Source organism: Hyphomicrobium sp. 1Nfss2.1, from assembly GCF_965243865.1.
GTDB lineage: Bacteria > Pseudomonadota > Alphaproteobacteria > Rhizobiales > Hyphomicrobiaceae > Hyphomicrobium_A.
The window spans coordinates 3626561-3639514 of sequence record NZ_OZ251603.1 but is presented as its reverse complement, the minus strand read 5'-3'; the positions used below and the strand labels follow the sequence as shown (position 1 = coordinate 3639514).

11 protein-coding genes are annotated in these 12954 nt (G+C 64.3%); 3 read left to right on the top strand and 8 right to left on the bottom strand.

Annotated features, from left to right (window positions below; translation table 11 throughout):
• Nucleotides 1-254: 254 nt before the first annotated feature.
• Both ACP15D_RS17780 and ACP15D_RS17775 read right to left on the bottom strand, forming a co-directional pair.
• Complete coding sequence (locus ACP15D_RS17780; protein ID WP_424958751.1) at nt 255-1748, bottom strand: L,D-transpeptidase; 1494 nt, start codon at nt 1746-1748, stop codon at nt 255-257.
• 67 nt (nt 1749-1815) lie between these two features.
• Entirely contained in the window at nt 1816-2754 is a 939-nt protein-coding gene (locus ACP15D_RS17775) for a hypothetical protein (protein WP_424958750.1), read from the bottom strand.
• A 407-nt stretch (nt 2755-3161) separates the two neighbouring features.
• On the opposite strand from ACP15D_RS17775, the gene uvrB reads away from it, so the two are divergent.
• Nucleotides 3162-6131 carry an excinuclease ABC subunit UvrB gene (gene uvrB, locus ACP15D_RS17770; RefSeq protein WP_424959266.1) on the top strand — a complete coding sequence of 990 codons (2970 nt, stop codon included), beginning with the start codon at nt 3162-3164 and terminating at the stop codon, nt 6129-6131.
• 8 nt (nt 6132-6139) lie between these two features.
• Here the strand turns inward: uvrB and ACP15D_RS17765 are convergent, their stop codons facing one another.
• Entirely contained in the window at nt 6140-6985 is an 846-nt protein-coding gene (locus ACP15D_RS17765) for a TerB family tellurite resistance protein (RefSeq protein WP_424958749.1), read from the bottom strand.
• A 274-nt stretch (nt 6986-7259) separates the two neighbouring features.
• Nucleotides 7260-8183, bottom strand: a complete 924-nt coding sequence (locus tag ACP15D_RS17760) for a restriction endonuclease (protein WP_424958748.1) — start codon at nt 8181-8183, stop codon at nt 7260-7262.
• Between the two features lie 170 nt (nt 8184-8353).
• Here ACP15D_RS17760 and ACP15D_RS17755 point away from each other — a divergent pair, with 170 nt between their 5' ends.
• Nucleotides 8354-8998, top strand: coding sequence for a DUF502 domain-containing protein (locus tag ACP15D_RS17755; protein WP_424958747.1), 645 nt, complete (start codon nt 8354-8356; stop codon nt 8996-8998).
• 9 nt (nt 8999-9007) lie between these two features.
• Here ACP15D_RS17755 and ACP15D_RS17750 read toward each other — a convergent pair whose 3' ends face one another.
• From ACP15D_RS17750 to ACP15D_RS17735, 4 genes are all read right to left on the bottom strand, one after another.
• Nucleotides 9008-9985: an alpha/beta fold hydrolase gene (locus ACP15D_RS17750; RefSeq protein ID WP_424958746.1), complete on the bottom strand. Its 978-nt coding sequence runs from the start codon at nt 9983-9985 to the stop codon at nt 9008-9010.
• 100 nt (nt 9986-10085) lie between these two features.
• Complete coding sequence (locus tag ACP15D_RS17745; RefSeq protein WP_424958745.1) at nt 10086-10457, bottom strand: hypothetical protein; 372 nt, start codon at nt 10455-10457, stop codon at nt 10086-10088.
• A gap of 296 nt (nt 10458-10753) precedes the next feature.
• Nucleotides 10754-10987: a hypothetical protein gene (locus tag ACP15D_RS17740; protein WP_424958744.1), complete on the bottom strand. Its 234-nt coding sequence runs from the start codon at nt 10985-10987 to the stop codon at nt 10754-10756.
• 121 nt (nt 10988-11108) lie between these two features.
• Nucleotides 11109-11960 (bottom strand): hypothetical protein, encoded by an 852-nt coding sequence (locus ACP15D_RS17735; RefSeq protein ID WP_424958743.1) that lies wholly within the window; start codon nt 11958-11960, stop codon nt 11109-11111.
• A 126-nt stretch (nt 11961-12086) separates the two neighbouring features.
• Here ACP15D_RS17735 and ACP15D_RS17730 point away from each other — a divergent pair, with 126 nt between their 5' ends.
• Complete coding sequence (locus ACP15D_RS17730) at nt 12087-12947, top strand: hypothetical protein (RefSeq protein WP_424958742.1); 861 nt, start codon at nt 12087-12089, stop codon at nt 12945-12947.
• Nucleotides 12948-12954: the final 7 nt, after the last annotated feature.

The window sequence follows — 12954 nt, the reverse complement described above, 5'->3', positions numbered from 1 at the left end:
GGCGGACTGGGGTCGTTGCCCAGCCGGTGGCAGAGCCAGGCAAGTCCGGGCCGATAGGGAAGCGCGAGGGCGGTCATAAAGTCAAGGCGCGCCCGTCGTGAAGCACTGGCAGGCGCGCAGCCCTGGCCAGTTCACCTTTGAGTAGGGCGTCCGTTCCCTGTCATGCGGCCGGGATGCTTGCGTGCCGACATCGCCGCGAGCGCTCTCGACCTGAAGCGGGAGCAACGGGCGGCGTGGGGCCGCCCGCTGCGAGATCACCAGAAGCCGGGTTTGCCGGGCGGGCCGTGGCGGCGCTGGCGCTTCTTGTTCTGCTGCTGCTTGGGCTGGCCGAAGAAGCCGAAAAGGCTCGGCTGCCAGGCATTCGCAGGGAAAGCTTCGATGCGCGGCGTGGGCTTGCGCGTCTTGAACCCGCCCTGCGGCTGGTTGCTCAGTACGGCGACGAACTCGGTCCGGTAGTTCGTCTCGCGGCTGAGTGGCTCGTCCGAAACGATGATCGAGGATCGCGGCAGCGCGGTCGGCCCGATGCGATCGAGCACCTCCTGCGGGATGGTGATGCGGTCGAGCGCTTGCTTGGCTTCATCGCCGTGGTCGATGGTGACAGCGCTCCAGCTGAGGCCGCCATCGCCCTCGGACATGGCGGTGAACACGTGCGTGCCGATCGGCCGTTCGGGGTCGCGGATGGTGACCGGGACCTCGATGCTGGCATCGAAGACCTCGCCGCCGTCCGACCACGGCTTACCCGTGTTGCGGCGGACGTAGAGCTTCTGCGTGGCGCGGCTGATGTAGATCGAGACCGGGACCAGCGCGAGCCTTGCATCCTCGGCCGCTTTTTCCGTCTCGATCTTGCGGGCGGCGGCGGCCTTGGCGGCATCGGCTGCCTTGGTGGCGGCATCGGCTTTCGACGTCGCGTCGGCGCGGGCGGCATCGAGCTTGGCGGTCGTCTCCGTTACCCGGGTGGCGGCCTTGAGCTTGCGCTCTTCCGCGCGCGCTTTGGCCTCGTCGTTCTTGGCGGAGGCGATGGCCTTCTCGGCATCGGCGAGCGCTTCGTCGGCGGCGGCCTTCTGGCGTTCGAGCTTACGCAGCGCCGACTTTGCGGAGGCTGCCTCGCGCGCGGTGAGCTTGACCGCCTTCTTGGTCTCGACGACGTCCTTGGCGGCTTCGGCTGCGTCACGCGCCAGCGTTTCGGCGCGCGCCGGTGCGGCGGCGACCGCCTCGGCGTTCGGCACCGGGAATGCCGCGTGAGAAAATTCGACGGGCGCTGAATCCTCCGGCGAGATGATCACGCGCATGCCGATGCGCGTCTTGTCGAACAGGTCGGCGGCAAATCCGTAGGGCAGGCGCACGCAGCCGTGCGAGGCGGCGTATCCCGGCAGCGGGCCGCCGTGCATGGCGATGCCGTTCCAGGTGAGGCGCTGCATATGCGGCATGTGCGCGTCGTCGTAGAGGTTGGAGCGATGGTCGATGTTCTTCTGCAGGACGGCGAACACGCCGGCGGGCGTTTCGCGTCCTTTGACGCCGGTGGACACGGGCGCCTTCATGATCCAGCCGTCCGCGTCGTAGAAGGTGACCTTCTGCGATTTGATCGAGATGATCGCCATGATCGGCTCGCCGGCGTCGCGCTGCGCCGTCTGCTCTGCGGAGCGGCTCGATCGCGCCGATCCCTCGTTCGTGAGCGCCATCAGCGGGGCAATCGCCGCAATCGTGAAAATGGCGAGTAGTTTCAAACGCCGTACAGTTGAATGCATCATCCTAAATCAATCTACCGTTCCAATGCCGTGCCCCCTCCCCGGTTGATGCAGTCCATTGATGCATCAATCAAGTGTCAAATCGCACCATGTTGGTTAGGCGGCCCGTCGGCCACACCGTGTGCCCTGAAGGGCACTCGTGACGGCGGGACGCGGGAATGGCCGCCGGGACGCGAAGTCCCGGCGGCGCGGGCTCAGAAATTGAAGCCGATGCCGCCCGTCGCGAGCTGAAAGGACGTCGAGTCCATATTAACCGTCCAAGGACTGGTGGCGGCGTGGCCCGGATAGACGGTGGACCCGTAAGTCTGCTCGGTGGAGCCGATGTAAAGGTAGCGATATTCGCCGAAGAGGTATGCATTGCTGCTGAGGGGCAGGCGGGCGCCGGCCTTGATCTGCGCCGCGAACGTCCAAGCGGAGGAATCGGTGTTCGAATTGAAGTGATTGACGCCCGGCTCCGGCGGATCGACCTGTAGAGAATCCGCGCTGTTGGCGGCAACGCGCGCTCGATGCCGCCGCCGATGTAAGGCGTCAAGCCGTAGTACGACGTCTGAAAGCTGACGACCATGTTCGCCAGGAACACGGTGTTGTTGACCTTGAAGCTGTCGTCGAAGTTGTGCTCGCCGAGCCGGTCGTTGGGGCTCTCCACGATCCCTTGCCGGGTTCCCGAAGCAAGATAGAAGCCCTCGATCTCGAATGCGGGCAGCATGAGTGCGTTGCGCGAGAATTCGTAGCCGACCTGGCCGCCGACAAATCCCACGCCGCCGCCGCCGGTGCTCCCGTTTGCGTTGACAGCCAAGGGGCCGCCCTGGGCTTCGATAAAATAGGCGGTGCCTCGCTGGGTGATGTCAGTGGAGCTGCCATAGCCGCCGCCGCCGAAGACACCGACGTAGATGCCGCGGGCGAGCGTAGATGGCGGCACGCCGGAAATGGCGACCGGCTCGCCGTCGGCGAAAGCAACCGGAACAGAAACAAAGTTGGCAATGATCGCTAGTATAAGTCTGGACCGCATAGTCGTGCCCCCGCTGATCGCAAGTCGAATCGAACCTGCTGTGCACAAACTATTGCAAGTCGACCACAACGACACGGCAATGATGCTACAGTGATGAGTGTCGCCCACATGGTGGCAGGCGATAACTCGCCGCCCAGCTGTCGGAGCTCGATCACACTCCTGCAAATCCCTGGCTTGAGTGGAGGCTCGCGCAGCGCCATATTCGGGCCATGCCGCCTCCCCCGAAGGATCCCGACAAGACACCCAAGCCGCGCCCCTCGCGCGTGCGCTCCGGCAAGCCGACGCCTCCACCAGCGGAGACCGCGGCGGGCACTCCGGAGGTGCGGGCGCGCGGCAGGGCCGGCCGCAAGCCGCAGACCGCCAATGCCGCGGACGCTGCGCGGGCTGAAGGCACTGAAGCGCCAGGCATGGGCGAATCCCCGCAGGCGGTGTTCGACAGTCTCAGGGCTCTTGCATTCCCTCATGCGCAGCACCCAGCTTCTGCCCCTCACGCAGCTTCTGCCCCTCACCCTGGCCCTCTCCCCGTCGAAACGGCGAGAGCGGATCGGCCCGCCTACGATGGCGAGGCGGAGCACAAGCCGCTGCCGGCGCTGCGTCAGCAGGGGCCGCGACCGCCGTTCGGCGGCGAATCTTTAGGGCAGTACCTCAACGCGCTGCTGGCCAAGCCGGAGCAGCGATCCGAGCAGGCGCGGCAGATCCTGCTGAGCCAACCGATGCTGGCGGCGCATCCGCTCGTCTCGGGCGATGAACTCGCGTTCACACCGCATCGGCCGCCGCGCCCGGAGAAGTCCGAAGGCGGCATCGCGTTCAACATCGTTTCCGAGTACGAGCCGAAGGGCGACCAGCCGACGGCCATCCGCGATCTGATCGACGGGATCAACCAGACCGAGCGCAGCCAGGTGCTGCTGGGCGTGACCGGCTCGGGCAAGACGTTCACCATGGCGAAGGTGATCGAGGGCACGCAGCGGCCGGCGCTGATCCTGGCGCCGAACAAGACGCTGGCGGCGCAGCTCTACGGCGAGATGAAGAGCTTCTTCCCGGACAACGCGGTCGAGTACTTCGTGTCGTACTACGACTACTACCAGCCGGAAGCGTATGTGCCGCGCACCGACACGTACATCGAGAAGGAATCGTCGATCAACGAGCAGATCGACCGCATGCGGCACGCGGCGACGCGCGCGCTGCTGGAGCGCGATGACGTGATCATCGTGGCGTCGGTGTCGTGCATCTACGGTATCGGCTCGGTGGAGACGTATACGGCGATGACGTTCACGGTGCAGGTGGGCGAGCGGCTGTCGCGCGACCAGCTGATCGCCGATCTCGTCGCCCTGCACTACCGGCGCAACGATGTGAACTTCATGCGCGGCACCTTCCGCGTGCGCGGCGACACCATCGAGCTGTTCCCGGCGCATTTGGAAGATCGCGCCTGGCGTATCTCTCTGTTCGGCGATGACGTGGAGAGCATCGTCGAGTTCGATCCGCTGACGGGGCAGAAGGCGGACGAGCTGTCGCTCGTGAAGATCTATTCCAACTCGCACTACGTGACGCCGAAGCCGACGCTGCAGCAAGCGATCAAGTCGATCAAGACGGAGCTGAAGCAGCGGCTGGAAGAGTTGTATGCCAACGGCAAGCTGCTGGAGGCGCAGCGGCTGGAGCAGCGCACGCTGTTCGACATGGAGATGATGGAAGCGACGGGCTCGTGCGCGGGCATCGAGAACTATTCGCGCTATCTCACCGGACGCCGGCCGGGCGATCCGCCGCCGACGCTGTTCGAGTACCTGCCCGATGATGCGCTGGTATTCGTCGACGAGAGCCACGTGACGGTGCCGCAGATCGGCGCCATGTTCCGCGGCGACTACCGGCGCAAGGCGACGCTGGCCGAATACGGATTCCGCCTGCCCTCGTGCATGGACAATCGTCCGCTGCGGTTCGAGGAATGGGACGCGATGCGCCCGCAGACGGCGTTCGTTTCGGCGACGCCGGGCACGTGGGAGATGGAGGAGACGGGCGGGGCGTTCGTCGAGCAGGTCATTCGCCCGACCGGCCTCACCGATCCGGATGTGATCATCCGGCCGGCGAAGACGCAGGTCGACGATCTATTGTTCGAGGCGAAGGAGACGGCTAAGCGCGGCTATCGCACGCTGGTGACGACGCTGACCAAGCGCATGGCGGAGGACCTCACCGAATACATGCATGAAGCGGGCATCCGCGTGCGTTACATGCACTCGGACATCGAGACGCTGGAGCGTATCGAGATCATCCGCGATCTGCGGCTCGGCGCGTTCGACGTGCTGATCGGCATCAACCTCTTGCGCGAGGGCCTCGACATTCCGGAGTGCGCGCTGGTCGCCATTCTCGATGCCGACAAGGAAGGCTTCCTGCGTTCGGAGACGTCGCTGGTTCAGACGATCGGGCGCGCGGCGCGCAACGTGGACGGGCGCGTGATCCTTTATGCCGACAACATGACCGGCTCGATGGAGCGCGCGATTGCGGAGACCAACCGCCGCCGCGAGAAGCAGGTGGCGTACAACACCGAGCACGGCATCACGCCGGCCAGCATCAAGCGCAATATCCAGGACGTGCTCTCCTCGGTCTACGAGCAGGATCACGTGACGGTCGATACCGGCCTCGCCGATGCGCCGATGGTGGGACACAACCTGGCGACGATCATCGAGGACATGGAACGGCGCATGCACGAGGCCGCGGCCGACCTCGAGTTCGAGACGGCGGCGCGGCTGCGCGATGAGATCAAGCGCCTGCGCGAGACGGAGCTCGCGGTGTCGGACGATCCGCTGGCGCGGCAGGCGGAAGTGGAAGACAGGGCTGGCGCCTTCAAGGGCGAGCGCAAGTACGGCGGCGCGCCGAAGGACGGCGGCGCCCCCGGTGGTTCCCTCCCCCATCAAGGGGGAGAGAGAAGTGGGTCGCGCATTGCAACCGAGTATCAGCCGGTGCAGCCGACGCACGCGCAGCAGAGCGCGGTGCCGCTGCAGACGCGTGCGCGCAAGCCATCGCTCGACAACATGGGCCCGGGCACCGACCGCGCCGTCCCTCGCCGCGAAGCGGCAAGCGGCCAAGCGGCCGCCGGGCCCGAGGCCCGCCCCCGCGGAGAGCCCGCGCCGGATGGCGTGGATCAGCCCGCGAGCGATATCAGCGCGCGGGCGCCGAAGGTCGATGCACGCGAGAAGGCCGGCGCGTTCGGAGAACATGTGCGCGGGCCGCACAAGCCGACGCTAGACGAGATGGGGCCGCACGCGATGCTGCCGCCGAAGGGCGGAACGCCGCCGCAGAAGCCGGCGCGCACGGTGGAGATTCAGACCGAGGCCGAGAAGAAGAGCCGGCGCGGCCGCCCGCGCAAGACGGGCCGGCCGGGGCATTGAGCTGGAGTTCAGGCAGCCCGAAAGCCCGGGTCAATCGCCTGTCGGCGCAACGACTGCACGAACGCGTCTGCCTCCTTCGGCTTTAGGCCTAGCTTCTCCGCGACGTGACGAAGGAGCATTGCTTCCGCATTTTCCAACGTCCCGTCCACCATCGCGACGTGTGCCGCTGCACGCAGCAACATTGCCCTCGCATTGTTGTCGAACTGCCGGCCCATGGCGCCGAGGAAGCCTTCAAATGTGGCTGGCTCGCGTTGAACCCAAGCCACGTCTTCGGCAAAATCGCCTTCCGCCAACGGCTCTCCGAAAAGCTGCTGGTAGATTTGGCGTGCGACCGCCGCGCTACGGTCTGGTGTCGCAGACGCCAACGTCACACTCGCCATCACGCGGCGCGTGGTGGTCTTGAGCTGAGCGAGTTTCCTGGGGGCCGCCGCCTTCGTACGTCTTGAGTCAAGATAGCCCCACACCGCGACGATCAGGATCAGCAGCCACAGGGAATAGCCCATTAAATAGTCGGTGGTTGGCCGCGTGTAGGCCGGCAACGGCGACGGCAACAGACCCTGTTGCTGCAGGTTGGCAAGCGGGGCACCTTGCGGGATCGGCCAATACCTCGTCGAAGTTCCGCCCTCACACAGAACATACTCATCCGTGGTGTAGACGCCCCCGATGAGGAAATACGTATACGTTTTATAGCAGAGCGAAATCCGCTTACCTTCGTTGGTGATTTGGGTCTCGGCCAAGACGTGGAGTTTCTCGTCCGACCCAAAGTGCAGCTTCGCAGCGTCGGCAGAATTGGGAAGCAGCATCACGGCGGCAAAGAGGGCAAGCGCTAGCACCTGGGAGAGACGGCTGACCATCGGCGTGGTTCTCGACCTGGATGAAAAAGCTGAATGAAAGAACTCGACACTCTCACAAGTTGCGCGGTACCGCCGCCACAATGTCGCGCAGCAAGGGCGCCTAGCAGCTCCTCGTGGCTGGCCCGCCACAACAACGCCATGCGTGGGGGGCTGTCACTGACCTGGAGCAGGCGACCGCGCAGGCGCACGACGGAGATTCAAATCGAGGCAGAGAAGAAGAGCCGGCGCGGCCGTCCGCGCAAGACGGCACGACCGGGGCATTGAACTGGAGACTTCATTCGTCGAAGAAATCTTCATCAATTTTCTTGATGTGGAGCGTCTCCTGGATACGGCATCCCACGTTGTGACGAATGAGCAATTCTCCAAGCCTCTTGCCGTTTACAAGTACGATCCGCTTGCTCAACATGGCCGCGGTATCTACGGCGTCAGCAGTAAAATCCGACGTAGTCGCGAACACTCCCTTCGCCGCCTTAAAGCGATCGAGACTGCCGAAAAAATCGCGCACGGCAGGAGCGCCTACTTTGTTTTCTGAAGCATAGCGCTTTGCTTGAACATAAATTCTGTCCAGCCCGAGGCTATCTTGGTCGATCACGCCATCGACACCACCATCGCCCGATTGACCGATAGCTCGTCCCGCACCTTCCACCGAGCCACCAAATCCCATCGACGCGAGCAATTGAATGATCGTGCGCTCAAAGAAGGCAGGTGAACTCCCCACAAGGCGATCAAGTAGCTCTTCCCGGAGTTCCCCGAGAACCTGGGAGTGCGCGGAGCGCATCAATTCGTCTGGCGTTTCCTTTTCGGCGCTTAGATGCTCTGACGGCTTAACGACCACATCGCTATCATCGGCTTTGCTGCGATTTCTAAAGTCGAGAAATTCTGGGAACCTAGAAAGATAGCTATTGTCTATTCGGCTAAGGTTGGCCCCAAGCGCATCTCGTCCTCGTGATGAAAGCTGATAGTGAGCTCTCCGCGTTTGGCTAATTAGTCCGGCCTGTTTCAAGTATGTCTTCGCCCAATGAACCCTATTAGCAAAGAGAGTAATGCGTCCGCTAGGAAGCATCTCAGCACGCTCCGCCTCGGAAAGCATGAACTCGTCAGCTAGCGTCGGAATGACATCGGATATCTTCACTTCGCCCTGTGATGCAGCTCTTAGAACAGCGAGCATCAATGTCTGATAGTCAGGAATCATAGCCATTCCGTTTCGTGGGATTCGCGACGCGTAAACATAGGTCAGCGGCGACCGACTAGCGAGCGTTGTGAAACGAAGTCCAATATGCAGCCTGCAATTGGCACTAAGATCTTGACGCCGGCGGCAGCGTTGCGGACGGTTGCGGGAGGGATTCAGGGCGGCGGGGAGCAAAGCGCATGGGCAGGGTTGGGCGGATATTTCTGACGGGGCTGATTGCTGCGCTGCCGCTGCTGCTGACGATCTTCGTCACGGCGTGGCTGCTGTCGCTGGTCAACCAGTACTTCGGGCCGAACAGTGGCTTCGGGCGGCTGCTCGGGTCGCTCGGCTTCGGGGTGGGGCCCTCGGAATTCACATCGTACCTGATCGGGCTCGGCGTGATCGGTGCAGCGATCTATGCGCTCGGCCTGCTCGTGCATTCGCAGCTCGGCACCTGGGTGGCGGAGCTGTTCGACCGGCTGATCCGGCGCGTCCCACTGATCTCCAACGTCTATGACCTCGCGAGCCGCTTCGTCTCGATCGTCGACACCAAGAACGGCGACAGCCTCAAGGGCATGAGCCCGGCGTGGTGCTTCTTCGGCGGCAAGCCCGGCGCGGCGGTGCTGGCGCTGCTGCCGTCGAAGACGCCGGTGACGCTCGGCGGCGACCAGTATCTGGCGGTGCTCATTCCATCGGCACCGGTGCCGTTCGGCGGCGCGCTGGTGTACGTGCCGGCGGCGTGGATCGAGCCCGCGGAGGGCGGCATCGACGAATTGATGAGCGTCTATGTGTCGATGGGCATCACGCCGCCGGGCGGGGCGACGGCGAAGATCACTTCGGCGTAAGCGATTAGATCAGCCTTCGAGGCCGCGCGCGGTCAGCCAGTCGAGCACGATGCGGGCGATGTCGTCGCTGTTGTTGTCGGCCATCAGCGCGTGCGAATTGCCGGCGATGCCGCGCTGCGGCAGGTCGATGTGCGTGACGTCGCAACCGGCGGCGAGAAGCGCGTCGCGCCAATGCTCCGACGCCGGACGCGAGCGGCGCCAGAAATCGTTGTCCTGCCAATTGTCACCCCAGATGAAGAGGTGCGGGACGCCGCACAGGCGGGATGCATCGGACGTGGCGGGATCGGGCGCACCGGACGGATCGAGCACGATGACGGCGTGCACGCGATCGGGGGCGTTGAGCGCGGCGGCGAGCGCGAAGGCGCCACCCTGGCTGTGCGCGAGTACGATGACGCCGGGATCGAGACGACGAATGAGCGCGTCGTAAGCGGCGAGCGTGCGCGCATCGTTGCAGGCCCAGCGCGGGACGCCTTGCGCGAGGAAGGCCTCGAAGGCGTCCACCGGAAATCGCAAGCCGGGATATGGGCGGCGCTGCGCGGGATCGGGATGCCAGGAGCCGCGCGGGCCGAAGCGGAAGGTGTCCTCCCACGCGTCCTTGGCGGTGCGGAAGTACGGGGCTTCGGGATAGATCTGCGGATAGGGCGCCCAGGATGCGCGGCCGCGCTCGACCGCATCGCAGACGTAGGTGTTAAAGCCGGCGCGCAGGAAGAACGTCTGCCAGCCGGCGCGGCCGTCGGGAGTCGATTCCCAGCAGGCGCCGGTCATGCCACCGCCATGCCACATGAGCAGCGGCGCGCGGGCGCGGGGCGATGCCAGCTTGTGGAACTGGACGTACATCTGCCCGGCGACGATCTCGCCGTTCTGATCGACGTGATAGGTGGGGCCACCGGGTGTGCTGACGCGATCGCGGGGCGGCATGCCCTCGAGCTTGGTGAGGCCGCCACCGACGTGAAAGCTGCCGATTTCGGCAATCTCTATTCCAGCCACGCTACACCCCGCCCCATGCGCAGACTTGCCGAAGCGAAGCTAGCAGCAAGTGCTTTGCGGCTTACTTAAGGGGCGCAGGCGCGCACGCAGGCGACTATCGTCAGTGGTGGCCGGCGGGGATGGGCTTGCCGAATGTCAGGATGACGATCAGGAGGATCATGGTCGGCGCGAGAACGAGCGCGACGCCGACGGCGAACTTCAGGCCGATGAAGATGCCGCCGAGAATCCAGACCAGCAGGAAGGCGCCGAGGGCCGCGCCGAACGGGCTCTCCTTCACGAAGTCGACCAGCGCGGGCACGATGACCGGCATGAAGGGCAGCAGGGCCAGCACCAGCGCACCGACGATGCCGTAGCCGATGCCGAGCGTGAGCGTGCCGACCACGGCGGCCATCACCGCGTTCGCCACGGCAAGGATGTAACGGCCGCGCAGGCTGCCATCAGCGAACACAACGCTAGGGTCGGCAACAGTCATCGTCTCGTCTCCAATGCTCGTCGAATGGGATGATGTGGCTTGGCCGCCGAAACGCGGCCTGGCTGGGTCAAGGATTTCCCGAGCGCGGCACTGCGTGCAGCCCTCGGGACGGCGGCAATGGGCAATGACTTGGCGCAGCCGTCAACGAACTAAGACGTCGCATTCGCCTTGCGTTTTTTGATTTAGGTCAACGCGGATGGGGACATGGTTAGCAATCGCGCAAGGCAATCCGTCGCGGGCGCAGGCTGCCGCGACGTGATCGCGCCTACAGAACTAGGCTGTTGCGTCGAAGGGGGTTAACGCGTTTCGGAAGCGGCGGCGCAGCGGGCGCAGGTGCAGGTCGAGGAATGGGCGTGCTTGCCTGCGTGACAGGTGCCGACTGCGTCGCCCGGTGTTACGGCAGCAGATGCGGACTGGGCGGCAGCAGACGTTGCTGCGGCGGTGTCGGAGGCAAAGGCGACGGCCGGCAGGCTGAGGCATCCGCCGGAAGCAAGGATGGCGCCGATGAGCGCGGACGTGCACGGCTTCATGATCGATCTCCCGTCTAGGACAACTCGGATGATATAACATCCTGATTGTGGCGCGATTTCAGCGGCGCCCGCCTCAGCGGACACCGGATCAATCGCGCCGTTGATCGGCCGGCGTCGCGGGTCAGTCGTCGTAGTGACAGCCTTCGGCGGCGTTCCAGACCTGCCCCTTCGGACATCCTTTGCCCACGGCCTTCCTCTGTTCGTTCGAGAGCGGGGCGTTGGCGGGCGGGGCCTTGTAGCCCGGGACGCATTTGCCGCCTTCGGGCCGGAAGCCTGGGCCGCAGTAGGAGACCGCGGAAGACTTCTTGATGCACTTGCCTTCGATCATGATGCGGCCGCTGGAGCAGTTCTTCGGCTTGCTGGCGGTCTTTGAGGTCTTGTTGCTGTCAGTGCTCTTGGCCTTCTTGCCGGACGGGCACGTCTTATAGACGTCTGGGCGCTCGGCACCGACGGCGCAGAGAATGCCGCCCCACTGGTAGCCTCTGCTGTCGTCCTCATAGGCAATCTTGAACCAGGGATAGCCGTCCTCCATCACGTCCGTGCGCGCCATCAGCGTGACGGACTGGCCCTCCTCCAGGCTGTCGAGCTTCTTGTAGCTTTGTCCGGGACCGGCGCGAACAACGCCGCCCCACGAACCGGCGACAATGGGAAAGTCATCGGTGGGCGGCAGCGCAGCGGCCGGCGGTGGCGCGGGTGTCTCAGCCTGCTGGCCGCCTTCGAGCTTTTTCAGGTATGCGCGCGCCATGTCGGCATGGAAGCCGGTGGGAAAGTTGGCGAGGTAGGCGTCCCAGGCTTCGCGCGTTCCAAGCTCCTTGGCTTCAGCGAACGCTTCTTTTTCCGCGCCACCGGCGTCTTCGGCAGTGGCAAGGCCCGGGTGAGGAAGCCGGAGCGCATCGGGCCCCAGTTGCGGATGGGCAAATGCCATGATGAAGGTGCACATCCCAAGGATGCGCGCGTGCGGCAAGCAATACATGAAAATGGATCCCCGGAAAAAGGCCGTGCGCTCTTAAGCTCACCCGGATCAAGGCTCCGCGCAAGCATGATTTCGGAGGACGCGAGTGTCGATTAAGGTGCTGCAGCGATCCAATGGCGGTGACCTGTGCTTAAATTCATTTCGAAGCAGTGGCGCGGGGATGCCCCGTTCTGGCTCAGCGTTCTTGTCATTTCTCTGCTGTTGCCATGGATCGTGATCCTCGGCGGATTGAGCTGGTTGGGCGACTTCACGATTGGGCAGACGCCATCGAACAGCATGCTCACCGCAGCGCTGCTTTTTGCGCTGATCGCGGCGGTGTCGGTATGGCAGCTGATTGGCACCTGGCGTGCAACAGCGAAGACCAAAGCGCCAAGCCGCTCCTGGTTCACGCGTTGGACAGGCCGGGCGGTGGCGCTGTCGAGCCTCGCACTTGCGTTATTCGCTTTTGCCGGACTGCCCGGCAATATGGCCAGCTACTACGCCGAGGCGACGGATGCCGATTGGATCGGTCAGCAGGAGCACTCGGTCACTGTCGATGGCGATACGATCGTCATCACCGGGTTCATGTCATGGGGCCTGCACGACGAGTTCGTGGCTGCGCTGCGCGACAACCCCGGCGTCACCAATGTCGTGCTCGATAGTCCTGGCGGGCACTATGCGGTTGGATTGCGTCTTGGAGATATGATCCGGGCCGGCAATCTAGATACGAGCACGACGTCGATGTGCGGCAGCGCATGCATTTTTGCGTTCATGGGCGGCAGCCATCGCACGCTGGGTGAGGGTGCAAAGCTCGGGTTTCACGCCATGGCTGGCAATACGCAGGTCGCCCTCGACCGTTTACAGGCGCACGCCGCGAACTTGCTGCAAGGCGCCGGCGTGCCGGAAGAATTCATCACGCGCATCTTCGCCACGCCAGCCGATGACGTCTGGTACCCCACTGTGCGGGAACTGCGCCAAGCGAACGTGATCACGGACGTCGAAGGCTGAGCGTCCG